This is a genomic window from Methylomonas defluvii (assembly GCF_033949435.1).
In the GTDB taxonomy this organism is placed as follows: Bacteria; Pseudomonadota; Gammaproteobacteria; order Methylococcales; family Methylomonadaceae; genus Methylomonas; species Methylomonas defluvii.
In genome coordinates, this window is sequence record NZ_JAXARY010000029.1 from 35,697 (window position 1) to 62,320 (window position 26,624).

A 26,624-nucleotide genomic window follows, 5' to 3' on the forward strand; every position below is an offset into this window, starting at 1 on the left:
TTTATCGCCATGTGTAGAACTTCGTTCCCGTTTCCTGGAAGTATTGTTTATGCCGTTCGCCGAATTCAGTCATTAGCTTTCGGTTTAACAACGGATGTGTGCTGCATTGTGCGCATGTAGAAACAACATCTCTATAGGTTGATGCCGGAACCTTTCTTTCTCCCTGATAATTCATTAAAAGCTTTTTGCCTAATTGATCAGTTGTTTTACTTCCCCTTTGGAACATGAATATATTGGGGAGTCTGCCATAGGCAGAAAAAACAACATAACGCCAACTCGGGTCTGGAGTTCCCTTTTCAGGAAGTACCTCCACCGAATACTCCAGGTCCCCACCATTACTCAGTTCTTCATAAGCAATAGAGCACTTTTTCGGGCCTTCTGCAATTAACACACAGGGGCCGATTACATCGTAATCAACAAATCTTGCACTTGCTTCAATGCCTAGCAGTTTTGACAAATCTTCCCTTTCAGTCTCAGGTAACGCCATCTGGCCATTAAGGAACCAAAGCAGTTGTTTTACTGTAATGCCGATAGCCTTAGCAATGTCGCCCGGTTTATTAGGCCAACAATCCACCAGTATTTTTGCTTTGAGCGCACAACGTCGGTCCCAATCCTCGTCGGTTATGTCATCAATATTTTCATCCTCGCCACTCAGCAGCCAGTAACAGCCAGGTTTTGTCTCATGCCGCCAGAAATGCATTTTTTGATTTTGTGGGACAGTTGTTTCCCATGAGGAAAGCCAGGAGCCGCTAACCCAATCCAATTTTGAGGGGCTCAAAACCGTATTACTGGTCTTAAAAGGCAACGCCATCCATTTTGAGGCCTGTTCTTTGACTGCGTTGTTTCCGATCCATTCCCACCTGCGACCATTGACGTGTCCGTTGTGAATATTCAAGGCATGATCATTCAACTCTTTTACATCGTTGATGGCATGGCCATCACGGTTGTACCAACCAAGTTCCAGTCCGCGTTGTTGAGCAACACGCAATGAGGCCGAGAATTGCTTATCCTTGCCATCAGCGATTTCAAGCGATATGCCACCAATATGGTCGAGCGAACTTAGCAATTGAGGGCATGCATTGGCAATGTGACGATTGATCTTCAGCTTATCGGGGTATCCACGGAGGCCAGACGCCTTTTCCCAGCCTTCCAGCAAAACGCCAGATAATGATCTCGGCTCATCGAGTAGAGAAAATGTTAGCCATTCAATTTGGGTCCCAGGGACAGTAAGCCCATAAAGAACCAGCGGTTTCAAATCAAATTTTTCCGCATCTTTTAATCGAATCGGATCGCTAACAAAAACAATACCTTTATCGGCATGTAGAAAAACGTGTTTTGCGATTGCGACGTAGAAATGGTGTTCGCGAGTGTAAGCCGTTAAAGTCATGGTGATAAGGGGGCGCACACCAGCAAGGGCATCGCGAGTTAAGGGGCGCTATCCTCTTGGTTAAGCCTGGCTTTGGATTTATGCAATCGCTTCCAGTCCGTTTTTGGCGACCAGGGACAGAAGCTTCAATGATGCGCCTTTGGGGTGCTTCTCGCCGCGCTCCCATTGGCTTACCAGGCCGGTCGTGACATTCAAATGCCGCGCAAAAACGGCTTGGCTTGCTCGTTCACGCAGACGAAGTGCCCGGATTTCTTCCGGCTGCAAGGGATTGATTGGCGTTAGGCACAATTCATCGAATTTGCGCATAGTGCGCTTATCCATGACGCCCGCCTCATGCAAGCCTTCGGCGGTTTCATGAACGGAGGCCATCAAACGGCTACGGTATTGTTTTTTCATTGCAGATCACCTCTATCAATGTCTTGTTGGCCAATGCGCTATTCAGTGCTGCTTCGTCATACTCCAGCATGACAGCCGCTAATTTCCGCAAAGCGACCAACTCATCATCATCTATGTTGGCCTGTTCATTTTTGGCGAAACCATGCACAAAAAACGCGAGTGAACCAATGCGGAACAAGATCAGGGTGCGGAACCCGCCAGATTTGCCGCCACCACTGCGGGCGACACGTTGCTTAATGACGCCACCGCCCAAATCAGCATCCAGTAATCCCCTTTCGGCATCACTGACGGCCTTGCAGAGGCTGGCATCGTCTATTCCTGATTTTTTAGCAAATCGTGTGAATGCCTTGTTTTTGAATATCCGCACACAGTCCAGTTGGTTTGTTTCACCATTCTTATCTTTTAAATATAGCGCTTAGTGCTACAGTTTGCAATAAAAAGACCTGATTATTGACCGCTATCCCACCATCCATTTTGCGGCGTATATGAAACAGACTAGGGCATTTCAATGCTCTGCATCATGTTTCTGTGCGAATAGCTTGATAGCCTTTTTTACATTTGGCCTTGCACAACTTAGTCCCGGCGACGATGGCTTCTTCCTGGGTATCGAACCACTCCTTTCTGACGGTACCGGGTGACCCTACCCTGCCCCACTCCTTGATCAGCGACCAATCATCAAATAGACCCGGCGTCACAAACATCTGATAAAAACGATGCATGTTGTCTTTGTCATCGTGTCGTTCCATATATAAATGATTCATCAGTTACTCCCCCGACGAGTGGGCCGTGTTGTCAGTTCGCGGTGATTTCGACGCCGCTTCCCGAATCCGAATAATGGTTTGCCGAGTTGTTTTGAATGCCCGAGCCAACTCCGAAACGTTGCTGCCAGCGGCCAAGCGTTTGACAACGTCAGCCCGCGCTTCGGCATTGAGTGCCGGCGGCCTCCCAAACTGTTTCCCCGCTGCCTTCGCCCGACTAATCCCCGCTTGGGTTCGCTCAATCAGCAAGTCACGCTCAAACTCGGCGACCGCTGCAATAACCTGCATGGTCATCTTGCCGGCAGAGCTGGTGAGATCAACGCCGCCTAACGCCAGACAATGGACCCGCACTCCGGAATCAGAAAGATGCTCGACCGTGGCTCTGACATCCATAGCGTTACGACCGAGTCGATCCAGTTTGGTCACCACCAACACATCGCCCGCTTCCAGCCGTTCGATCAGTTTATTAAAACCTGGGCGTTCGTTAGCCGCGACTGAACCGCTGATGCTTTCTTCAATCAAACGATGTGGCGGGATAGCAAAACCGGCAGATTGAATTTCCAAGCTTTGATTTTGGGTAGTCTGGTCCGTGGTGGACACTCGACAGTAAGCAAAGACGCGTGACATGCGCTAATTCCGTCCGAAAAGGATGTACGAATTATAACACATGTCCGTAATTCAATAAGCCTACTTTAGTACATAGCTTTTACAGACTGTCCGAAACCGGTCGATTTCGGTCATTAATATCAGAAGACGACTGCACGAATATCAGAAGTTGACTGCACGACTTTAGATACCATTAATATTGGTGGTGTCATTTTCAGAAGCCGGCTTCACACACTAAGAAAACCTTTCATGGTTCATCGGACAACGCCAAAAAGCTATTTAGCGCCCCAAACCCTATTCTTATGAAGAGAAGTGCTGAGCAAAATGACGCACTGTGCAGATGTCTATTGATATTTTTTTGCTCAATAGTTGACTTCACTAAGTGGTTCTAGCCCAATAAGATGGTGCAGCCATCTTCTGACATTGACAGGTCGATTTAGGACACCAATGTCAGAAGGCGAGTACACGACTGACCAGATGTAAAATTTGGATTTACACCTTATATATGGGTGCATTTAAACAAACGACACCAAAGTCCCATAGGATTTTTTTCAATGCCATAGCTGGTGTGGCTTTGAACCGATTTAAGGCTTCCCAATTTTAGTCTGACTTCCAGTCCGGATTTTTGGGAACTGCCAAGTTCATCGAATCGACCATTCGTTCATCCGAGAAATCGAACTCCCCGTGCAGGTTGAAATGCTTCCAGGTGGCGACCGAGCCGTTGCGAATCGCTTCGATCAGTTCCGCCCGGCATAGCCGGCCGAAAGATAGCCCAAGTTTTAAAGTCGAATATTAGGATGATTTTGAGTCGCAAAAAGCGTAGGATTAAATCCTATTCAATAAATTTGGAGTGAGTTATGCGCACAACTCAGCAATTCAGCATCACGCTGCCAAACGAAATGGCGGCTATTGTTAAATCGAAAGTCGAGGCCGGCGAATACGCCACCGAAAGCGAGGTGATCAGGGATGGGATTCGCGCCTTGCTTGCGCGTGATCGAGCAGTAGAAAACTGGTTAAATGATCGGGTTGGGCCAGCGTATGACGCGCTCAAGGCCGAGCCCACGCGTGCCGTGAGTGTCGATCAGGTGAAAGCCAGGCTAAGAGCCGAACACAAAGCCGCGACCGAATAATGGCTTATACCGTTGTTTTTACGCCAGAAGCCGAAGAGCAACTAGTCGCAATTTACCACTATATTGCGGCAGCCGCTTCCCCGATAATTGCAGAACGCTATACGAGTGCCATCGTCTCGTACTGCGAAGGGCTAGCGACCTTTCCAGAACGTAGCACCCTACATGAAGACATTCGACCAGGGCTACGAGTCACCAACTATAAAAAAAGAACCGTTATCGCTTACACAGTAGACTCCAATCAGGTATCGATTATCGGCGTGTTCTATGGCGGCCAAGATTACGAATCCACTCTCCAGTTCGATCTGGACAGTTAATTATTCCTCAACAGATAGTAAGCATCGTCCGTAGATTTATGCGGAAAATGTAATCTGATTACAAAGGAGTGACGTTCTCGGCTTGTGGGCCTTTGGGGCCACTGGTTACTTCCATGGTGACCCGTTGACCTTCTTTCAAAGTCTTGCGACCACTGCCTTGGATAGCGCTGAAGTGTACGAATACATCTTTACCGCCATCTTGTTCAATGAATCCGAAGCCTTTTTCATCGTTGAACCACTTTACCTTGCCTTGTACTTGCGCTGCCATAAATCTCTCTTGTTAAAAAAAACCATTGCTGGTGTGCTATTACTAACGGAAAGCTTATTATCCCTTATTTAAGTCGGGAAAGCCTATAAGGCTATAAGGCTATAAGGCTATAAGGCTATAAGGCTATAAGGCTATAAGGCGGTTGAAGTCCAAGGGCCCGATAACGTACGTTAGCGTCTAATCTAATTCGCAAACAAGCTTGCCTCAAGCAGACTGACGGTCGACACCCGGCCAATAGCTGACAATCCGTTTTTTAAAAATCTCTGTTTTGAAGGACCGCTATCGATTATTAAGCCGTCTTTACAAAGATGAGGACTTTGTTTCATTTTTGATAATCTGCTCTATTTCAGATTTTGAGCTATATTAATCAGGATGCCATGAGCGAGTGACTAAAACTCCGGTTTGATTGAGCTAATTTGCAACATCTACCTTTCTTAGGGTATTGAGGGGGCGACTTTATTTCGACGACGATACTTTTTTGAGAGAATCGAGGCGAATGGGTGCCATGGCAGTTTTTTTTGTTAAAAATGTTCAACCATCTCGATTGAACTGCATACCTATAGCCACCTCCCGACAACACTTCTTAACAAACTAAAGATGTCCAACTTAGAAATGCCGTAGTGTCAAACGAGCCCAACTCCCACGATTCCGAAGCCGCGTTCCCTGAGGCTTTTTTGCACATATTACTTGAGCAAGGCTTGATTGATGAGGTGCAATTAAAATATGCGCAACGTGTACAGACAAAACTGGAATTAGCCAAGCCCATATTGATTGTGCTGTGTGACTTAGGGTACATCACCAACAACCAACTCGTTCAGGCTTTCCGTAGCCATCCTATTAAGGTCAAGCTGGGTTGCTTTTTGGTGGAATTCGGCTACATTAGCTCAACCGATCTTCATCAAGCGTTAGCAGCCCAACAGCAATTGCCCGGACGCAAGCGGCTGGGAGAAATTTTAATCGAACGCAACCTGATTTCCGAATCCAAAATGCTGGAAGCATTGGCGGATTTGGTGGGAATTTCAGTCATCGATCTCAGTGTAGCCCGAGTTGATATGACATTGATGTCGAAACAAATACTGAAATCGGCCAACAAACACTGTTTTGTACCGATCGAAAAACAACAGAACGGGATCTTAGTAGCATTTGGCGATCCGTTGGACAGTGAAGCGACTGGAATTGCACACCGTGTTCTCGGCGCCGAAATTATTCCAGCCGCAGGGCGACATTCGCAAATTCTCAGGTTCTTGCTGAATTACGAGCGTAACACTAGCCAGGACAAGAAATCGCTCGCAGAACAATCCATAGTAAACATCGTCAACCAAATATTTGACGACGCCATACGTCAGGAAGCCAGTGATATCCACATTGAGCCTTTAGAACTTAAACTGCGCGTCCGTTTTCGTATTGACGGCCTCATGGCGCATTATCAAGATTTTTCGTTGGAATTCGTACAGGGTTTAATTAGCCGTATTAAAGTCATCGCGGGAGCCGACATCGCCGAGAAACGGCGGCATCAGGATGGGCGCGTATTATACGAACAAGCGGCCACCAATCGTGTTTTTGATATGCGTGCCTCATTTTTTACCACCATCAACGGTGAAAAAATCGTCTTGCGCTTGTTGAACCGTAAAACGGAATTACTGGATATACAGGAAGTCGGCATGGCTCCTTTGATGTTAGAGCGATTTGTTCAAGATTCGTTGGACGTTCCGACCGGTGTCGTTATCATCACCGGCCCCACTGGCTCAGGCAAAACCACCACGCTTTACAGCGCAGTTGATTATCTCAATGCCCCGGAAGTTAGCATCGTCACGGCTGAAGATCCGGTTGAATATGTGATCGATGGAGTAGCTCAATGTTCGATTAATCCAAAGATCAATTTGACCTTTGAAGAGACTCTGCGACATATCGTCAGGCAAGACCCCGATATCATTGTCCTAGGTGAAATACGCGACCGGTTTTCCGCCGAAACAGCGATTCAAGCAGCCTTAACCGGCCACAAAGTGTTGACCACATTTCATACCGAAGACAGTATTGGCGGCCTTTTGCGGCTTCTCAACATGGAAGTCGAAGCTTTTCTGATTTCGTCAACGGTGGTTTCCGTAGTTGCTCAACGCCTGATACGCCGGGTATGCCGTAACTGCGCCGAACCTATCCAGCCAGATACGGCTTTACTTCGTCGTCTGGGCATCACACTCGACGACTTGACTGGCGGCACCTTTATGTTGGGCAAAGGCTGCGACAAGTGTCGTTATACGGGCTACCAAGGCCGGGTATGCGTTTTCGAACTCTTAACAATGAACGAAATGGTGAAGGATGCGATATTGCGCCGACAGTCTTCCTACGAAATCCGCCGTATCAGCTTGGAAAGCGCCGGTTTGGTAACATTGCTAGAAGATGGGTTGGTCAAGGCTGCTGCTGGAACTACCTCATTGCAAGAGGTCATCCATAATTTACCCCGTTTTGGTAAACCTCGCCCTCTTTACGAACTGCGCCGCCTGCTGGGCAACCGATGATTGGAACACTATCAACATGAGCGAAAAGTCACTTACGGAATTGATCGATGAAGCTATCGCGTCCGGAACCATCGCATTGCCGGTGTTTCCACGCGCCGTCACCGATCTACGCCACGCCTTAAAAGACGAGCATCGAACGATAGATGACGTTGCCAAACAAATCGCGATGGATGCCAGCTTGGCCAGTCAGGTATTAAGGGTTGCCAACTCATCGTTTTATGGCGGTTTGAGTACGGTCAACACCGTCAAGGAAGCCATCGTGCGGCTCGGTTTAGCTCGCATCGTACAGATTGCCACGCTAGTGATGCAAAAAGGCCTTTTTGCCTCTAAAGATCCTGCGGCGAACCAATACATGATCAAGCTGTGGCAACATAGTGTAGCGGTTGCGCTGGGCAGCGAGTGGTTGGCAAAAAGACTAGCGTTCGGATCGCTGGCGGAAGAGGCCTTTATGGCGGGGTTATTTCACGACATCGGGGAGCTGTTGCTCCTCAAGTGCCTTGAGGAGCTACGCGTAAATAAGCCTGACATCAATTTACCGAAAGATCTGATACGCGAGGTAATTTTGCGTCAGCATGAGGCAAAGGGCGCCTGGTTGCTAAAATCATGGAACCTTCCAGACGGCTATTGCGCCGTCGCAGGATCTCATCATCATCCGGTAACCGAGGAAACCGGTACTGTCGAGCTGATCGTCAGGGTGGCTGATATGGTATCGTACAAGCTGGGCATAGCGCCGATAGCGCAACCCGATCTGGTCGTTTCGAGTAGTGAAGAGGCGTCTCGCCTTGGACTCTCGGAGATCACTCTAGCCGAACTGGAAATTGCTTTGGAAGACGCTGCCGCTTTGTCGAGTTAGGTGAAAAACAGGGAGTTGTTCATTCACCAATAAAGTCCTTTTGGACATTTCGCAACCCTAGAGTTCACCCTGCAAGGTCGATGGTGCCAGATGAAAACACGTGAATTTGATAGGTGCTCTTTTTTATAAACCGGTTTTCCATGCGGACACTCAGCATAATTAACTGTCGGCTATCCAGGCCTCATTGGGGCACCAGCTAACCGCCCAATCGGGTATCTGCCCACCCGGCATCGGTCGAGCAATACCATACCCCTGTGCCAAATCACATCCCATTGAAAGGAGTTGAGTGCCATGCGCTATGGTTTCCACCCCTTCAGCAATCACATGCCGGTTAAATGCCGTAGCCAACCCAATGACGCCCGTAACTATAGCTAAATCATCCGGATCATCGAGCATGTCACGAATAAAACTCTGATCAATTTTTAGTAAATCCACGGGCAGGCGTTTCAAATACGTAAGGGACGAATAACCGGTACCAAAATCATCTAAAGCAAACCGTACGCCCAATTCACGGCAGCGTTTCATTGTGACGGATACGTCTGCCATGTCTTCAATGGCACTGGTTTCCAATACCTCCAACTCCAAAAACTTGGGGTTAATGCCTGAATGCTTGCCCAGTATCGTTGAAATATGCGTAATAAATTCCGCTTGCTGCAATTCGTACGCACTGATATTGACGCTTACGGAGATGGTTAGCCCTGCCGCATGCCATTGGGCTAATTGAGCCAATGCGGTATCAATGACCCATTCACCCAGTTCCATACTCAGTGGGTGACTCTCAATGGTGGGCAGAAAAAAACCCGGCGCTAGCAATCCCCGAGACGGATGTTGCCAGCGAATCAACGCTTCAGCACCGACGATCTCGCCAGTTTTCATATTGATCTGAGGTTGGTAATACAGTGTGAATTCGCCTCGCTCTAAACCAAGCTGAATTTCCTGCAGATTTTCGCGCTGCGCCTGGATGGCCGCATCGTGCTGCACATCGAATAGGTGATAGCGGTTCTTACCTGCCTGTTTGGCAATATACATGGCTTGATCGGCATGACGTATCAGTTGCTCAGCGTCTACACCGTCCTGCGGAAAGAGTGTTACGCCAATACTTGCCGTTACTTGCAGTACTCTATTATCCAGGTTTAAGTATTCGGCAGCAGCCGACACCAATCGCTGTAAAACGAGTTCGATGTTCGCTAATTTTTCCATGCTGGTGATAACAGCTACAAACTCATCACCACCAATGCGTGCAAGGGTGTCTCCATCACGCAGTGCAGATTTCAATCGTTCGGCAATAGTGATTAGAACCCGGTCGCCGACGTCGTGTCCATGAAGGTCATTAATGGCTTTGAATCCATCCAAATCCAGAAAAGCGATTGCGACCATCGAGTGATGCCTTTGACTATGAATCAAGGCCTGTTGTAGACGCTCGGCCAGCAACACGCGGTTTGGCAGGTGGGTTAACGCGTCGTAATGAGCGATGTGTTGTAGTTGTTGTTGAAAGTCTTTCATCGCTGTAATGTCCGAGAATAAGCCAACAAAGTGCTGTATTTCATTACTGGCATTACAGACCGCACTGATGGTGAGCCATTCCGCGTATACTTCGCCGCTTTTACGCCGGTTCCAGATTTCACCTTCCCAATACTGATGGGTTGTAAGCGCTTGCCACAAGTCTTTGTAGAAGACCGGCGACTGTCGCCCGGATTGCAATATTCGGGCGTTTTGCCCCAGTGCTTCTTCTCGGCTATAACCGGTAATGCGTGTGAAGGCGTCGTTGACTTCGATAATGATACCTTTAATATCGGTTACCATAATACCTTCCCGAGCATGGTTAAACACCTTACCCGCTAATTTCAAATTTTCCTGGTTTTTTAGCCGCTCGGTAATATCCGAGGCAATGCCGATGATACCTCGCGTTTTGCCAGTCGCCGCGCACAGATTGACTTTGGTAATTTCTAGTATATGCGGTTCGCCATTGGCAAAAGATAAAGTTTCGTAGGAGATGTGAGGAGTATCTTGCGCCATGCATTCGATGTCAGATTGAATGCAGTTGCGGGCAACCTCTTCGCCCAATAAGTCATTTAGCTGCTCGGCCGCCAGAAATTGGCTTTCCGTGATACCCACCGCATCACAAAAGGTTTTATTCACAAAACAATAGCGACCGTCATCGTTTGTCATCCAGATACCTATGGGGGCATGGTCAATGATGGCACGTAGCTGTTGTTCGCGCTGTTTAAGTAATTCAGCATCCTGCCGAAGCTTAGTGATGTCGTGCCCCACACCTAACACGCCCACCATTTTGCCTTGCTGATCAAATACCGGTGCTTTTGTGGTTTCTAGCAATTCGCTGTGTCCATCCTCGGCAAAAGTGATCCTTTCTTCATTGACTAACGCACAACCCTGTCGGATAACCGCCTCATCATTCGCCTTAAAGAAATCCGCCAGATCCTGTTCGACGAAGTCATAGTCGGTCTTGCCGAGAATATCGGCTGTTTTGGCGCCGAAAAATCGTTCAAAACGTTGATTACAATTAAGATACACGCCATTGATATCTTTCAGCCATACCAGATCCGGCAAGGTGTTGATCAGAGTTTGTAATTGTTGTCGTTCAAAATTCAGCGCACACGTAATATTTTTACATTTTCGTAAAGCCGGCAATGCAAGCCCAACCACCACCAAGCCATCAATGACACTGCCCCCAACCCCCAACTGTACCAGCAATCCGGAGTGCTCTAGTATCGCCATAAACGACACTTCGCCAGTGAAAATCAGCAGTAAAATGATCCAGATTTTGGTATCCGGCTGTGTCAGAAATATGAGTACAGAGTAGACAAGCAATAACATACCGCCCCCGCCAACCAATGTCGTCAACGACTGGGCGCCCATACTAAGGGCACCCGCTTCACACGTTGCGTCTGTAGTAAACTGAGCTGCAGCCATGGCTGAGTATTGCATCCCGCTGATAGCAATGCTCATAAGCAGAGAAACTATAACGAGGGATAAGATACTATTGAGTTTATGCAGTTGATCAAGTCGAGTAAATATCCACAAGACGGCATAAGCGACGCTAAAAGTAATGGCTAACGACCTGGCGATCAGACCAAAGTTATATAGAATTGGGGGCGTCATTTTTAAAGATGCCATACCAAGGAATTGCATGGCGCTCAAGGCACTGCCCATGAGGAGCGCAGCATAATAAATGCGCCTTGTGTTTTCGGACCTCAACGCCACTGTCAGTCCGAGATGGATGCCGACGATAGTCATGCCGTAAGAGAGTAGTGTGAGTTTGATGTCATAACTACAAGGAACCGGCGTACGCATGGCAAGCATGCCAAGAAAATGCATACACCAGATACCGCTGCCCAAGGTTATCGCTCCCCCCACCAGTCGCCCGTTCCGCAGATATTCAAAGCATATCAAACACGAAGTCCATGCTGTCGCTACAGAAATAGCAACTAAATTGATGTTGTAGGTATATTCCATTACAACTTACCGGTTATTGATGGCGAGTTTTTTCAAGTTTTACGTTTGCATTTTCGACACTTTTTCATGCTTTCCTCTCGGAAGTTGAAGCCTAAGCACGATTGAAATACCCGTAGTGAAGTGCGTTTCTTATCACTATTAGGGAGAATCTGAAGCTAATGCGGGTTTTTCCGCTCTCTCAGCCGACTACATTCAAAATAATTGTAGTCCATTGATTTAATTTAAAAACCACAAAATATAGCCAGTTAAAAATTTAACATTACTGTCTACTGTGGTGCTGGTTGATATAACAACGCCATAACCAATTTTGCGTCTGCGTGGCATATTGTGGCACCAGGCCTTAAAAGCGATCTACCAAAGCTCGACATCCCCAGTACTTTCAGTAGAGTTTGACATTGTATTGTCTTCTTGAACCAGTCGAGCTGTACTTCGTTTTTGTGTAGACCACGATGAGTCGCTAACTATAAATTTTTCTAAATTTTGTTTGAGCGCCCCATTTAACTTAATCAAATCATTGCCGGAAAGTGTATGAATTTTCGAATCTTCTAATGCCTCAGCATTGAGTTCAGTCAACCCGTCAGAAGCATGGCGTGTTCTTTCTACGGATACTGTTTGTTCAGCAATAGAGAGTCGAATATTATTAGCCGCTTCATTGATATGTTCTGTAGACTGATGCATTTCTTCGAGTTGTGTTTCGGCGAGTTTCGATTTTGTAATGGATTCCTGCATGGCCGATTGACTGGCTGACATGGTGTTGACGACAGAGGTGGTACTTTTTTGAATGAGTTCGATCGTTTTCTGAATTTCGGTAGTTGATGCGCTTGTCCGTGCGGCCAGAGTTCTGACCTCATCGGCTACGACGGCAAAACCACGTCCCTGTTCGCCGGCGCGGGCTGCTTCAATGGCGGCATTCAGTGCCAATAAATTGGTTTGGTCAGCTATATCTTTAATAATTTTAACAACCTGACCAATTCTTTCACTGCTTTGATGTAATGCTTCGATTTGCTGTGAAACGCAGTGGAGTTGATTCGATAAATGATCGATGCTCGAAACCATTTCATGAATCAACCTTTGATTCAAATTGAGACATTCCAATCCCGTTCGTGCCGAACGGGCAATCTCGTCGGCGCGCTGATTGACCAATTGATTGGATTCATGAACTTCATTGATTGCATCAATCACTGACCGACTAATTTGCGCTTGCAACGCCGCTTTTTGCGTATTTGAACTATACGTATCCGTTAATTCTTCTGCCATTGGAATCAATCGCGAAACAGTACGCCTCATTTCAGAGATCGTTGCTTCGCTGTGCTGCATGATTTCGTTCAGAGTTGACCAAAAATGCATCAGCACATCATTTTTATTGATGGGCACCCGAAAAGACAGATTGATACGTTCAGAATCGAAGATAGCTCGAAAATAATCTTCCCCAGAGCTTAATCGTTTAACAAAATAGCGCCTGGTTAAATAATGTGTTCCTGCAACAAGGACTAATTCTCCAAAGAGAAAAACGTCTAGTTTAGGGATGGCGTATAGAGTTTGGTTCTCTGTATTTAGTAACCATCCTTGCAGCGCAATAGCTACGAAAATGCTTGCGATTGGAAAAAACAATGTGCTGGAACGTTGCTTATTCAGGGTATTGTCCATGATGTCCCACTAAAAATGATGTGCAACAAATAGAGTAGTCAAGAACTCGAAAACAACAATACTATATAGAGCATGATAAGCATGACTTTTGGCAACATAAACGTTAAATTCGACTAACATTAATGTTCGGTTTCGGCGAGTAAACGAAAGCATGCTAACGCCAAACCTGAAACTGCGCCGCTAATAATGGTGCCCATTGAAATAAATATTCGTAAGTTCGAACAGCAGATGACTATTCGATGAGTAAAAGCAAAGAAAATGAAAATCAGCTCTTGACGCTAAAAAGAGCGCTGGATGCCAGCAATGAAATGATTATTATCACGGATGAGCATGGCTGCATTCAGTATGTCAATCCGGCTTTATGCGTCTATACCGGTTGGAAAGAAGAGGAAATTCTAGGGAGGCCGCCCACTTTATTCGATAGCGCCAATGCCAATCCGATCATGCTGTCCGAAATGCAGCAGTGTTTGCGTCAAGGTAGGCCCTGGAGTGGACGCTTACTAAATCGGCGGCGTGGCCCCAAGCCCTTTCTAATAGCCGGACAAACCGCGCCACCCGACCCGCTCGACTTTTGGGCGGAAATTAACATTACCAGCATCCGTAATGATTTAGGCGAACTCTTGGGCTATGTGCAAATCCAACACGATGTCAGCGAACAGGTGGATAAAGAACAGGCTATTTTAATAGAGCATGCGGACACCGCGGCACGCCTCTCGATATCGGAAATTTTGCAACAGTCCTTGCCGTTAGAGCAGCGCTTCACTCAAGTGCTGAATTGCCTATTCGATCTAAAAGCCTTCGATTTACAGCGCAAAGGGGGGGTATTTCTAAAAGACCCCGAGTTGGATTTTCTGGATATGTTTGTCCTGCATGGTCAGTTTAGTGAAGAGTTTATACGCAGAGAACAGCGTATTCCTTATGGTGCTTGTTTGTGTGGTCGAGCCGCTATTTCCCAGGAATTAACGGTCTCCGATGATTGCTTTTGCGATCCACGTCACGACCATACCTTTGAAGGTATGCAGGCGCATGGCCACTATATTGTACCGATAGTCTCGGCGGGTGCCACGTTAGGCATTTTGTTTTTGTACACTGATCCGTATCCGGTAAAACTTGAATCCCGGCTGAACATGCTTCAGCAGGTGGGCGACATGCTTGCATTGACTATACTGCAAGAACAAGCTAAGAAATCCTTGGAAACAGCGCGAGATGCGGCCGAGCAAGCTGCTAAAATGAAAGCTGAATTTTTAGCCAACATGAGCCATGAGATTCGCACCCCCATGAATGGGGTGTTGGGAATGTTGGATATTATCAAAGATACTGAACTGACGCGCGAGCAGCACGACTTGATCGAAACGGCCAGCAATTCCGCAGAGTCTTTGCTCGCCATCATCAACGACATTCTGGATTTTTCCAAATTGGAAGCGGGTAAAATCGAATTGGAATGCATCGAATTCGATCTACCGCTACTGGTCGAAGAGGTATGTGCCTTAATCGCATCGGCAGCGCACACCAAACATCTAGAGCTTAATTGCTTTTTACCGCCCGATTCACCGCATCGCTGGCAAGGCGATCCCAATCGGATTCGGCAAGTGTTGACCAATTTAATTGGAAATGCGGTGAAGTTTACCGAGCACGGCGAAGTCGCCGTGAAGGTTTACATCAAAGAAGTAATGAACGACAAAACCCTGGTGCGTTTTGAGGTGAAAGACACCGGCATTGGGATCAGTCCAGAGGTTCAGGCCCGTTTGTTTCAACCTTTTTCGCAGGCAGACAGTACAACCGCCCGCCGCTTTGGTGGCACCGGGCTGGGTTTATCCATCAGTAAAAACCTAGTCAACATGATGGATGGCAGTATGGGTGTAGAGAGCGCGGAAGGCGAAGGTGCCAATTTCTGGTTCAGTGTACCGTTAAAAGCCGTCTCTGGTACCGAGTTGTTGCCGGTAATCGATTTGTCAAGTAAACGCGCATTAATTGTGGATGACAATGCGACAAACCGCAAAATTTTGCAGCATTATCTTGTGCATTGGGGGATGGCCGTTACGGAAGCTGCAAGTGCGCATGCAGCATTAGAACTGCTGACAGGCATTGAGAATGTCTCGACACCATTCGACGTCGTGCTAACCGATTTGCATATGCCGAACATGGATGGTTGCGAATTAGCCCGTAGCATTAGCCAAAACCCCACTATTGCCGGCATTCCACGAATATTGTTATCGTCAGGCGGATTGAATTCCGAGGCCGAACGCCTCGAACTGGGTTTTATCCAAACCTTGGTCAAACCCGTCAGGCAACTACAGTTGTTCGATGCCATTACCAGCGCTTTGCAAATGACTAACCAAAACCAGGCATCTGCAGCGTTCACGGTCGCCTCAAATTTGTCCGATTACAGTCATAAAAAGGTGTTAGTAGTCGAAGACAACATAGTCAATCAAAAAGTCATTCTAGCCATGCTGGGCAAATTTCACTGCACCCCCGATTTGACAGAAAATGGACAGCAAGCGTTGGATAGGCTGGCCCGGAAAACCTACGATTTGGTGTTGATGGATTGTCAAATGCCCGTCATGGACGGTTATGAAGCGGTTCGTACCTTGCGCGGCAAAGAATTTACCGCGACCAGTAGGCGAACCCCTGTCATTGCCTTAACCGCACACGCTTCTATCGAGGAGAAAGACAAATGTTTATCTGCCGGCATGGACGACTTTCTCACTAAACCAATTGCCAGGCATGAACTAGCCAGAGTGTTGGCGCACTGGTTGGTTGAGCCTACATTGGATGAATTACAGCACATAGACCCATCGCCTTCAACGAGTACAGTTACGATTACCTCAATATGGGATGAAGAGACTGCGTTGAGAAATCTGGATGATGATCAAGCGCTTCTCCAGGAGCTGATCACCTTATTTCAGCAGGATATGCCTTCTAGGCTGGAAGTATTGGCTGACGCTTTAGCTCGACAGGATTTGCCTGCCTTGGCCGATGCTGCCCACGCGATTAAAGGCATGGCGGGGCATTTTTCTGCCAGCACTATAATGTTAGCCGCAGCCGCCTTGGAAGAGTGTGCACGCCAAAGCGAGTTGATCGACATCCAACCGCTGACGCAACAATTAATCGATGGGGTTAATCGTTTGCAGAACGCTTTACAACAAAAACAAGGGATCCTGCTGTGACCATGGAATTCAAGTTTGATGAACTCAAATCGGGTGAACGTCTACCGTCTCCTAGCGGAGTTGCGTTAACCATCATGCAATTGGTCCAAAAAGACGATTGCACGTTACAGCAACTCGCGGCAACAGTGAAAACTGATCCCGCCTTAACATCGAGAATATTGAGTTTCGCCAATTCGGCTGCCTTCGGTGCACATCGCCCCATTGCCAATATTGCCGACGCCGTACAAATGATGGGGATGCAACCGGTCCGTAATTTCGCTCTCAGTTTGTCATTGGTTAGTAAGAATCAAAAAGGGCAATGCACGGCGTTTGATTATACCTCTTATTGGATGAAGTCACTTGCCATGGCGGTTGCCATTTCAGCGATTTCTGCCCGTGAACGCACGGTATCGCCCGAAGAAGCTTTTACCTTGGGATTGTTGGCGGATATTGGCGAACTGGCTTTAGCCACAGTTTGGCCGGTCGAGTTCGCCGAATGCTTAACGACTGCGCATGGGGATGAGTTACTGAGGCTGGAGTATGATCGGTTTGCCGTCAATCACAAACAGCTATCCATCATGCTACTAAAAGATTGGGGCTTGCCGGGTATATTTATTGATGCCTTGCAACAGAGCTTTGGTCCCGCTTTGGCCGAGGTGACCCGAACCACACGTTTTGCGAGTCAATTGGGTTTTGCGCGGCAACTGACACACTATTGCGTGGCAGATGATGACACGCGTACTCAATTAATGGACGCGCTACAACAGGCCGCAGTTTCACATAACCTTGAAGGCGAAACGTTTACCCAATTCCTAAACGATACCCTGCAGGAATGGCATGCATGGGGCAAGCTCATCGATATTAAAACCGACGTACGCAAAGCCTTTCCTAAAGTCAAAGCTGTGCAAGAGCCTGTTTTGCAGGGGTTAGATTTGTTGTTGGTGGATGATGATCCCTTGATGTTGACCCGTTTATCCAAGCAATTGGTTTCGGCTGGGCATCGCGTCGAAACCTGTCGTGACGGAGCGTCGGCATTAAAACAGGTGCTTGAGCATAAACCACAGCTGCTAATTACTGATTGGCGCATGAAACCCATGGATGGACTAGCGCTTTGCAAAATCCTGCGTAGTTCTGAAATAGGTACAAACCTATACATTATCATGTTGACGTCTGCCGAAACCGAAGATGAATTAGTAGAAGCGTTCGACAACGGCATTGACGACTATGTCACTAAACCGGTCAATCTCAAAATACTATTAGCTCGGATTCGCGCGGGGCAACGTATTGCTAATATGCAACTCGCCTTGGAAAAGGACAAGGAAGATATTCAACGCGCCAATGCCGAGTTGGCAACCGCCAATCGCCGTTTGAATATCATGGCCAACACCGACATACTGACCGGAATTCCCAATCGCCGCTATGCTCTATCACGTCTAAATCAGGAATGGGAGACTGCAAAACGTTACAAACGCCCCATCAGCGTTTTAGTGCTGGATCTGGATTATTTCAAAACGGTTAACGATACTTTGGGGCATGATGCAGGTGATGAAGTATTGGTTCATTCCGCCAAACTCATGAAATCGGCTGCACGGGCTTCGGATATTGTCTGTCGTTTCGGCGGGGAAGAGTTTTTGGTGATCGCCACAAATACGGATGCAAATGCGTCGGTACTGGTAGCCGAACGCATCCGCAAGCTCATTCAAACCTGTCAGCCTAAAAACCTGGCCTTGCCCCGGCGTATTACCGTCAGTATTGGTGTTGCCTGTTCCGTGGGGCATAAAACCGGCTGGAATGAACTGATCAAATTCGCGGATCAGGCTTTATACCAAGTGAAGTCGAGTGGCCGTAACGCGACCCAGTTAGCGTCCTACTAAATACACTTAATAGTATGTAGTGTCAGCCCCACAATTTCAGAACTGAGCATTTAAAACAGGCAAGAAAGATGAGATGAATGCTTTCTTCCAATCTTGAAAATAGGGCGATTACCTGTGGTTTAAATGGGGTACTATTCCCATAGAATAGATCGTGAGTCATTAGTCACTGCACTCTATATACCTCAATAATTACAATAATATACCTGTGATAGTTTTACGATTGATTGCGCTCGTCATTGTAATTTTTTTGTCCGGTTGGTTGGGTTTGAAAATGGCAGTGCCTCCAGGTTACGCCAGCCCGCTTTGGCCTCCGGCTGGCTTCGCATTGGCGGCGATGATGTTATGGGGGCGAAAATTATGGCCGGCAATTTTGATTGGATCAATGGCCAATGAATTTTTGGCCGGTTATTTGGCCAATGCCAATTTCACCCCTGCCGTTCTAATCTCATTTTGCCTGATTTCTTTAGGTTCAACCCTGCAAGCCTGTGTGGGGCACTGGCTTTCTGCAACATTGATCGGCCCCGGTGTGCCTAAATTGGATAATGCGCGGCAAACACTACTGTTTTTTAGTTTGACGGGTCCACTATCTTGCCTAATAGCCGCTAGTGTTGGTGTCTGCAGCATTATTGCCGTCGATTTGCTACCCAAGAGTCAGATCGCAAGCGCTTGGTTGAACTGGTGGGTAGGCGATAGCTTAGGCGTATTGATCGTCTGCCCCTTAGTTTTTTGTGTGTTCGCCCTCCCTCGAGAAATATGGCGTGCGCGCCGGATTCAAGTCGCATTACCACTTCTAGCAACCCTACTTGCTTTGGCTTTAGTTTTTATACAAGTCTATCAAGCCGAAAAGATCAGAATACAAATGATTTTCGACAATCAGGCCGATAAAATTGATCGTTTACTGATTGAATACGGCAATAATATCATCGATAACGCCCTGACAATTAAAGGGCTTTACATGGCTTCGAATCAAGTTACTCGACATCAATTCGGATTATTTACGCAATCTATACTCGAACGCCATCCAGAGATCCAAGCATTGGAATGGTTGCCACGAGTCCGCCAAGATCAACTCTCACAATTTGAATCAACTGTTCAGGCAGAAGGTTACCCTCACTTTAAAGTTGTTGAGCAAACTATTGATGGGTCGCTCCGGGCGGTAGAGAATCGCGCCGAATATTTTCCAATCACTTTTGTTGAACCTATGAAAGGGAATGAAAGAGCTATTGTCAAAAGTGGTGTTCAAGCATTGATTAAGCGGCGATCCGGTTTGTGTTTTCTACTTCAATGCCATCCTTAAATGGGACACCAGTAATCACCTTGGCAAGATAATCGAATCCCCGTTGGCGTCGCCAGGTTTTTTCAGCGGCTTGTCCTAGTTTGAACAGCATGTGCAGCATCCCATTCCGCGACAAACAGCCCTTGGCGCGCGTCGTCCGATGGCGGATAGTGGCGAAGGTCGACTCAATGGGGTTGGTCGTTCGGATACTTTGCCAATGCTGGGCCGGAAAATCATAGAACGCCAGCAGTTCGTACCGATCTTTATTCAAACACTCAACAGCCTTGGGATATTTGGCCTCATACAGCGTGGCAAACTGGTCGAAGGCGCGTTCTGCGTTCTTCTGGCTGTCCGCCTGCCAAATATCGTACAACGACTGTTTCATCTTGGGTTGTACCGATTGCGGAACGCGATTCAGCACATTGTTCATTTTATGCACCCAGCAGCGTTGTTGCCGGGTGTCGCTGTAGACTTCGTCCAGCGCCGCCCAGAAACCCATCGCGCCATCGCCAATAGCCAACTTGGGACTGTTCATGCCTCGCGCCTTCAACCCCAGCAACACTTCCCGCCAACTCTGGGTGGACTCACGGACGCCGTCTTCGATGGCCAGAAAGCGTTTTTCGCCGCGTTCGTTAACACCGATGATGACCAAGGCACACAGTTTGGCATCTTCCGCCCGCAGGCCGCTGTAAATGCCGTCGGCCCATATATAAACCCATTGGTCGCGGTCCAGACGACTGGTTCGCCAAACGTCATATTCTGCCGCCCATTCCTGTTTTAAACGCGCCACGGTGCTGGCCGACAAACCCTTGGCTTCCGTGCCCACCAACACTTCCAGCGCCGCGTCCATTTCGCCGGTCGAGATACCCTTTAAGTACAGCCAGGGCAAGGCCGCTGCCAAGGAGCGGGTTTTGCGCACATAAGGAGGTACCAGTGCGGAACGGAATGTCGTCGCCTGCCCATCTTTCGCCCTGACCTTTGGCACTTTCACCGATACCGGGCCGATGCCTGTTTGTATCTCACGTTCCGGTTGGTATCCATTGCGAACCACTGCTGACCGTCCATCGCTCAGCTTCCTTTCTCGGAAGGCTTCCAGATAGGCCACTAACTCGGACTCGATCGCTTGTTCAATCAGCTTGCGAGCTCCTTGTCGGATCAGATCGGTCAATGGATCGGTGTTCTCTTCTCGACTCGATAAGTCGATTACATTACTCTTCTTCATCGTGGCGTATTCCTCGGTTGATCGTTTTGTTTGGTCACAAATAATCAACCAGATACGCCGCTTCTCTTCAACCCCAAACACCAGATTCAGTTATAGCTCGGAATGAAAAAGTCTTTGGCTTTGATTCGTTAACCAATCCTATCAGTCGTGAATCGAAACTATTAGCTCAAAAATACGACAAACCCAGCCTGTCCAATGCATTATTTTTAATGCAGCGCACGGATGCCAGTATTGCCGTTTTACTCTCCATACCGGTGTACACCCACCTTCAAAGTTCACCGACTCGGCAGCTTACCGGTTTCATTTCTGCTGTTATATTAACGGCTAATTTGGTCGAAACCGCTTTGAAAGGACTTGATAGCCAGAATTTTTCTATTCGAATCGACGATATTAACCCAGCCACCCAGGAAACCAATCTATACAATAAAAACACGACGAGTGACTTGAATGCTAGCTATGGCTTAAAAATTTGGGAACACCAATTTAAGTTTTGCGATCGGACATGGAAAATAGTAATCAGTCCCGACAATCATTTTCTGGCAGTGCATGGCACTGCTTTGCCGTGGATGACCTTATCGGGTGGCCTATTTTTTTCCAGTTTGTTGAGCGTACTATTGTTGACTATCAGTGGGAAAAGGGCGCATGTCGAAGCATTGGTCGATATCCGCACCGCGGAATTAAGAGTCGCCGAAAAATCAGCACGTGAATCAGCAGCACAATTACGCACAGTCGTGGAATCTCAACCAGAATGTGTCAAGGTTGTTGCGCTTGACGGCTCTTTATTACAAATGAATCAAGCAGGACTTAATATGCTTGAAGCGGACAATTTACAGCAACTAAAAGCGACATGCCTTGCCGAGAGGGTACTCCCAAACTATAGAACCGCATTTGCCGGTATGCTTCAACGGGTATTTTCTGGGCAGTCCGTGATTACTGAGTTTGAGATCAGCACGCTAAAAGGCAGGCGTCGATGGCTGGAATCCCATGCCGTACCCATGCGCAATACCACTGGCGATATTATTGCCATGCTTTCGGTGACGCGCGATATCACTGAACGAAAACGAGCCGAAGAAAGTCAACGGTTAGCGGCGAGGGTGTTTGGAGAAGCGCACGAGGGTATTGTCATTACGAATGCCGATGGCATCATTATTGATGTAAATCCTATGTTTTGTGAAATTACAGGGTATAGTCGAGATGAGGTTCTAGGTCAGAATCCGAATATTTTACAATCCGGCAACCACAGTCCAGATTTTTTTCAAGGCATGTGGAACTCGTTGAAGACGCATAGGCACTGGCAGGGTGAAGTCTGGAATCGCAAAAAAAATGGCGACCTTTTTGCCGAATTATTGAGCATTTCTGTTCTGTGCGATGAACAAGAACAGATAATTCATTATTTGGGCTTGTTTTCCGACATCACCGAGAGCAAACAGCAACAACAACTGTTGGAGTTATTAGCTCATTTTGATCCTTTAACACGAATACCTAATCGAACATTATTTACAGATCGGTTTTTACAGGCATTAGCGCATAGCAAACGTGACCAATCCCTATTGGCCATCTGCTTTCTTGATCTGGATGGATTTAAACCGGTAAACGATGAGTTTGGACACGATGTCGGCGATCAGGTTTTGATCGAAGTGGCTGATCGCATCAGACAAACGTTGCGAGAAGCAGATACCGTATCTCGACATGGTGGTGACGAGTTTGCGGTACTGTTAAGTGATCTGCGGTCTATTGAAGAGAGCAAGCTAGCAATTTCACGCATACATCAGGCGATTTTAGAACCTTATTTGATCAACGAACAAACCATAACCATAGGCGTAAGTACTGGTATTACTGTTTATCCTTTGGATGATAGTGACCCAGACACATTATTACGTCATGCTGATCAATCGATGTATCAAGCCAAATTGGCAGGCAAAAATCGCTTCCACCTATTTGATGCGAGTCAAAATCAGCAAGAGATTGATCGCCATAAACAAGTCAATGATATAAAAACGGCTTTTCATGGGCAGCAATTCTGCCTGTATTATCAGCCCAAGGTTAACCTTAAATCGGGCCAAGTAGTGGGGGTCGAAGCGCTTATTCATTGGGTACATCCTGAACGTGGACTAATTTCACCCTTGCTATTTATGCCAATCATCACAGCCAGTCATCTTGAGATAGAGGTAGGTAACTGGGTTATCAAGCAGGCTTGGCAACAATTGGGCGCATGGCATAATCAAGGTCTGTCGCTTGAAGTGAGTATTAATATTTCCGGTTATCATCTACTATCTCCTGGATTTATAGAACATTTGGATGCAACTCTGGCTACCCAACCCCAATTAGCATCACAATTTTTTCAATTAGAAATTTTGGAAAGCACCGCGCTGGACGAACTATCCGCCGTCAACAAGGTCATCAAAGCTTGTCGTGACCAACTTGGCGTTAAAGTCGCTTTAGATGATTTTGGCACCGGTTACTCGTCCCTCACCCACTTACGGCATTTACCCGTCGATTGTGTAAAGATCGATCAAAGTTTTGTTCGGGATATGCTGGGCAACCCGGATGATTTTGCAATTGTTGAGAGTGTTATCAGTCTTAGTGATGCTTTTCATCGTGAAGTAGTCGCTGAAGGGGTAGAAAACCATAATCAGGTTAATGTGCTTTTGTTGATGGGATGTGAATTAGCCCAGGGATTCGTTATCGCTAAACCCATGCCGGCTGATGATATTGCTGGTTGGACACAAGGCTATCAGCCACATTCAAGCTGGTCGCTGTTAGTCGAACAGAATATCAGTGCAGAAAAAGCCTTGATAACGATTTTTAGAATTGAACTCCGGCAATGGTTAAATCAAATTCATGCTTGTCTGGACTCAACACATCAACCCGGTTGGCCAGTGATGAACAGTAAGAAGAGTCATTTTGGTCGTTGGCTTAAGCGAGCCCAACAACATGCCATCTACCCCATACAGATCCTGGAAAAGATTTCGAAAGCGTATAAAGAACTGTTGCAGCATGGTATTGCCTTGAAGCATCATGTTATTAAGGGTGAGTTTGAAACCGCCCAGCATTATTTCTCTGATTTACAAATAATTCATGAAGACATTGATCAACAGTTACTGAATTTGTAACAGGCGACATTGATGTGTCAAAAATAAATTTCTGCACCGTTCAAAAAAGACGGCTGCTCAAGACACTCAAAATCATGATCCTTTGTAGCATTACAGCCATACTCATCCGAATATTCTTAAAATACCAGCCGATCAGCCATTTTGCCGAGTTCGTTCTAACCGAATATATGCCCACCCGAACAGACGACGCTAAAACGCATGGTAACAAATCCAATGAAAGCCAAATTATTTGGCTGTACCTACCAATCTAAAGTTGCCGCAGAAATTGATATTTTGCCTAATGGTTTATAACGTCATTTTACGGCATGCTTGAATGTCGGTTAAAGGAAACACTACAGTCGTAGGCTATAAAAAAAATGGGCGACAGGAATGGGTCGATTGCGACAATTCGGCCCGGTGGGATTGTTGATGAAGCGGCCATTGCCATCGGAACGTAGCCCTTCCAACACCATCGGTTCCCGTTCGAAATCCACAATCAGCTTCACGTTCATCATCACTGAGCCCTCCGTTTTTAGCCACAAAATGCCTTATACCTTTTTCGGTTTTTCGGTTTTTTCCGGTTGCTGGTTTCCAATGGCCTGCATCAACTGAGCGACCTGGATTTTCATGGCTTCCAATTGGCCTGTTAGCTTGGCAAGCTCTTCTCGGGTTTTACCCGCCTCCCCTTTGGCGCCATCTCTTTCCGCCTCAAGCTTTATCAGCTTATCGGCGACTCGCTGTAGCTCAGTGGCAGCCCTTTTTCTCTCTTCCTTATGGGACTCTTCGGCGGCTTCCGCCTTAGCCTGTACTTTAGTCAGTTCCGTTTTCACTTTATCTCGTTCTACCGCCAATTCTTGTGCCGCCCGCTTTTGATCCGCCAATGCTTGCCGGAATTGTGCTTGTTCGGCAGCATGCTGCTCGCCCACTACCTTCGCGTTTTTTTCGACCGCCTCTAGCCGTTCACGTAAGGTAGCCAGTTCAACCGCTTTAGCTTGATCAGCCGCTAACACCTCGGCCAGACGTTTTTCCAAATCACCTACCCTGGACCGTTCTTCCGTCAGCATAGCCTCTAACTCATCGACAGCTTGCGAGGCATCGGCAAGTTCGCGCTCTGCCTGGGCCTGCTGTTCGCCCGCAGCCCGCAAGACATCCGCCACCCGGCGCTCTTGGGTCTTGACGGCTTTGTCATTTAACTCCACGGTCAGCGCGTTGATTTTGTCCACCAAGGCCTTGGTCATGGCCGCCAAGGTTTCAGCGACCTCTACGGGCAGCTCTGCTACCGGCTCTGCATTGGTCACCGACTGACTGACATTGTGCTTATCCCAAACTTCTTTAAGTCTTTTGGGATCGCCACCGCCGGTGATTTTGCGCAATGCAAAGCCCGTTACATTCCGATTGGCCCTCACCAATGCCTCGCCGGCTTCAATAATGCGCTCATTGGTTATATCGGCGGGACGACCCACGACGGAATCAAACGCTTCTTTCATGACGACCTCCATCAATTTGACTGTGCGCATAGTCTAGCACAAATCAAGAAATTAAGTAATAAGGAAATAAAGTAAGTAATGAATTAAACAAGAAACAACGAAAGAAAACAACTATAAAGAAAGTAATTGGAAAGGAAGAAAGTCGTGTCGGGTTGCCGGGCTATGCTGCAAAAATTTCAATGCAATAATCCTGGGGTTGGCTTAAAGTCACCCTGACATGAAAAAACTAGGCCGAAACGATCCCTGCCCTTGCGGCAGCGGTAAAAAATATAAGCAGTGCTGCTTGAAGACAGCAGACGCCCAGATTGCGCATGATCGGGCTGAAGCTGTCCCGAAAGCCATACAGTGGCTGTTCACGAAGTATGAGCAGCCGGCCCATGCCGGGCTCGATGAAGGTTTTTTTGGTGGACTCGACGACGATGAATATGCCGGGCTTCAGGACCTACCCGAGGACTCGTATACCGGCATTATGATCAATGCCATGGAATGGCTGCTGGCAGATGGCGTGCTGACCCTCAAAGACCAGGACTATCGTGTTGCGGATTTGTTACTTGGAAAAGGTGGTCCGCTATTGTCTGCTGAACAGCGACAATGGCTTGAGCGTCTAACAGCCCTCCCCCTCAGGCTTTACGAAATTGTGGCGGTGGTGCCCGGCAAATGCCTGACATTAAGGGATGTGATGCTGCCCGAACGCCCACCCGTTCTCGTCCAGGAAAAATCGGGCTCACAACAAGCCAACCGGTACGACCTGATCGCGGCACGCATCGTGCCGTTTGACGCGCATTTTGAACTGTCCGGCGCCGTTTACTCTTTCCCCCGCCAACAAAGCTGGGATTTGTTGGAAGAACTCAAAGACGAATTAGAGGGCGTCGAGCCGGATTCGGCTCTCGCCAAGGAAATCACTGGTGCCATCATTCCGTTTCACTGGCTCCAGTTATTTGTCAGGGTCTTTGAAATGCCGCCAGTGGTTGATCATGTCACGGGTGAATCGCTGCTGTTCGTGACTGATCATTACCGGGTTCTGGACTGGGACGCATTGGACCAGGCCTTGACCAGTGCAGCGGATATCGAAGGCAATCGTGATGCAGGTTGGAGCCGTATATTTGTAGGCGAAGATGGGCTGACACGGCAAAGTCTCAGTATTCATCCCAGCAAACGCCAGGATCGAATCAAAGTGT

General features: G+C 47.4%; 20 protein-coding genes. 9 read left to right on the top strand and 11 right to left on the bottom strand.

Going from position 1 to position 26,624, the window contains the following annotated elements:
* Position 1: 1 nt before the first annotated feature.
* From QLH52_RS22060 to QLH52_RS22080, 5 genes are all read right to left on the bottom strand, one after another.
* The gene (locus QLH52_RS22060; RefSeq protein ID WP_319962968.1) at positions 2 to 1,387 is read right to left on the bottom strand and encodes a hypothetical protein; all 1,386 of its coding nucleotides are present in this window, start codon (positions 1,385 to 1,387) and stop codon (positions 2 to 4) included.
* Between the two features lie 78 nt (positions 1,388 to 1,465).
* A complete protein-coding gene (locus QLH52_RS22065) occupies positions 1,466 to 1,783 on the bottom strand; it encodes a helix-turn-helix domain-containing protein (protein WP_054761722.1) in 318 nt (105 codons plus the stop codon).
* Positions 1,764 to 2,150 (bottom strand): type II toxin-antitoxin system RelE/ParE family toxin, encoded by a 387-nt coding sequence (locus QLH52_RS22070; protein WP_319962969.1) that lies wholly within the window; start codon positions 2,148 to 2,150, stop codon positions 1,764 to 1,766. The genes QLH52_RS22065 and QLH52_RS22070 overlap by 20 nt, the downstream gene beginning before the upstream one ends.
* 151 nt (positions 2,151 to 2,301) lie before the next feature.
* Positions 2,302 to 2,544 (bottom strand): WGR domain-containing protein, encoded by a 243-nt coding sequence (locus tag QLH52_RS22075; RefSeq protein WP_319962970.1) that lies wholly within the window; start codon positions 2,542 to 2,544, stop codon positions 2,302 to 2,304.
* Between the two features lie 3 nt (positions 2,545 to 2,547).
* The gene (locus tag QLH52_RS22080; protein WP_319962971.1) at positions 2,548 to 3,168 is read right to left on the bottom strand and encodes a recombinase family protein; all 621 of its coding nucleotides are present in this window, start codon (positions 3,166 to 3,168) and stop codon (positions 2,548 to 2,550) included.
* A gap of 836 nt (positions 3,169 to 4,004) precedes the next feature.
* Here QLH52_RS22080 and QLH52_RS22085 point away from each other — a divergent pair.
* Complete coding sequence (locus QLH52_RS22085) at positions 4,005 to 4,277, top strand: ribbon-helix-helix domain-containing protein (protein WP_313731089.1); 273 nt, start codon at positions 4,005 to 4,007, stop codon at positions 4,275 to 4,277.
* Positions 4,277 to 4,591, top strand: a complete 315-nt coding sequence (locus tag QLH52_RS22090) for a type II toxin-antitoxin system RelE/ParE family toxin (RefSeq protein WP_313731090.1) — start codon at positions 4,277 to 4,279, stop codon at positions 4,589 to 4,591. The genes QLH52_RS22085 and QLH52_RS22090 overlap by 1 nt, the downstream gene beginning before the upstream one ends.
* A 58-nt stretch (positions 4,592 to 4,649) precedes the next feature.
* Here QLH52_RS22090 and QLH52_RS22095 read toward each other — a convergent pair whose 3' ends face one another.
* Entirely contained in the window at positions 4,650 to 4,859 is a 210-nt protein-coding gene (locus tag QLH52_RS22095; protein ID WP_313731092.1) for a cold-shock protein, read from the bottom strand.
* Between the two features lie 620 nt (positions 4,860 to 5,479).
* On the opposite strand from QLH52_RS22095, the gene QLH52_RS22100 reads away from it, so the two are divergent.
* Positions 5,480 to 7,375 carry a GspE/PulE family protein gene (locus tag QLH52_RS22100; protein ID WP_319962972.1) on the top strand — a complete coding sequence of 632 codons (1,896 nt, stop codon included), beginning with the start codon at positions 5,480 to 5,482 and terminating at the stop codon, positions 7,373 to 7,375.
* A gap of 16 nt (positions 7,376 to 7,391) precedes the next feature.
* Positions 7,392 to 8,228 (top strand): HDOD domain-containing protein, encoded by an 837-nt coding sequence (locus tag QLH52_RS22105; RefSeq protein ID WP_319962973.1) that lies wholly within the window; start codon positions 7,392 to 7,394, stop codon positions 8,226 to 8,228.
* A gap of 159 nt (positions 8,229 to 8,387) precedes the next feature.
* On the opposite strand, the gene QLH52_RS22110 is transcribed toward QLH52_RS22105, so the two are convergent.
* Both QLH52_RS22110 and QLH52_RS22115 read right to left on the bottom strand, forming a co-directional pair.
* Entirely contained in the window at positions 8,388 to 11,702 is a 3,315-nt protein-coding gene (locus tag QLH52_RS22110) for a bifunctional diguanylate cyclase/phosphodiesterase (protein WP_319962974.1), read from the bottom strand.
* Positions 11,703 to 12,053: 351 nt separating this feature from the next.
* Complete coding sequence (locus QLH52_RS22115; RefSeq protein ID WP_319962975.1) at positions 12,054 to 13,349, bottom strand: methyl-accepting chemotaxis protein; 1,296 nt, start codon at positions 13,347 to 13,349, stop codon at positions 12,054 to 12,056.
* 239 nt (positions 13,350 to 13,588) lie between these two features.
* Between QLH52_RS22115 and QLH52_RS22120 the strand changes: the two genes are divergently transcribed.
* The 3 genes from QLH52_RS22120 (at position 13,589) to QLH52_RS22130 (ending at position 19,666) form a co-directional block, all read left to right on the top strand.
* Entirely contained in the window at positions 13,589 to 16,516 is a 2,928-nt protein-coding gene (locus QLH52_RS22120) for a hybrid sensor histidine kinase/response regulator (protein ID WP_319962976.1), read from the top strand.
* Positions 16,517 to 16,518: 2 nt separating this feature from the next.
* On the top strand, positions 16,519 to 18,369 hold the full coding sequence (locus QLH52_RS22125) for a GGDEF domain-containing response regulator (RefSeq protein ID WP_319962977.1): 1,851 nt from the start codon (positions 16,519 to 16,521) through the stop codon (positions 18,367 to 18,369).
* Positions 18,370 to 18,574: 205 nt separating this feature from the next.
* Positions 18,575 to 19,666 (top strand): MASE1 domain-containing protein, encoded by a 1,092-nt coding sequence (locus tag QLH52_RS22130; protein WP_319962978.1) that lies wholly within the window; start codon positions 18,575 to 18,577, stop codon positions 19,664 to 19,666.
* Here the strand turns inward: QLH52_RS22130 and QLH52_RS22135 are convergent.
* Positions 19,620 to 20,867 carry an IS256 family transposase gene (locus QLH52_RS22135; protein WP_319962979.1) on the bottom strand — a complete coding sequence of 416 codons (1,248 nt, stop codon included), beginning with the start codon at positions 20,865 to 20,867 and terminating at the stop codon, positions 19,620 to 19,622. The genes QLH52_RS22130 and QLH52_RS22135 overlap by 47 nt on opposite strands.
* Before the next feature lie 92 nt (positions 20,868 to 20,959).
* On the opposite strand from QLH52_RS22135, the gene QLH52_RS22140 reads away from it, so the two are divergent.
* Positions 20,960 to 23,980: a bifunctional diguanylate cyclase/phosphodiesterase gene (locus QLH52_RS22140; RefSeq protein WP_319962982.1), complete on the top strand. Its 3,021-nt coding sequence runs from the start codon at positions 20,960 to 20,962 to the stop codon at positions 23,978 to 23,980.
* 332 nt (positions 23,981 to 24,312) lie between these two features.
* Here the strand turns inward: QLH52_RS22140 and QLH52_RS22145 are convergent, their stop codons facing one another.
* Positions 24,313 to 24,474: a hypothetical protein gene (locus tag QLH52_RS22145; protein ID WP_319962980.1), complete on the bottom strand. Its 162-nt coding sequence runs from the start codon at positions 24,472 to 24,474 to the stop codon at positions 24,313 to 24,315.
* A gap of 33 nt (positions 24,475 to 24,507) precedes the next feature.
* Entirely contained in the window at positions 24,508 to 25,446 is a 939-nt protein-coding gene (locus tag QLH52_RS22150; protein WP_313731107.1) for a DNA-binding protein, read from the bottom strand.
* A 217-nt stretch (positions 25,447 to 25,663) separates the two neighbouring features.
* Between QLH52_RS22150 and QLH52_RS22155 the strand changes: the two genes are divergently transcribed.
* On the top strand, positions 25,664 to 26,624 hold a 961-nt coding region (locus QLH52_RS22155; RefSeq protein WP_319962981.1), incomplete at its 3' end, for a YecA family protein.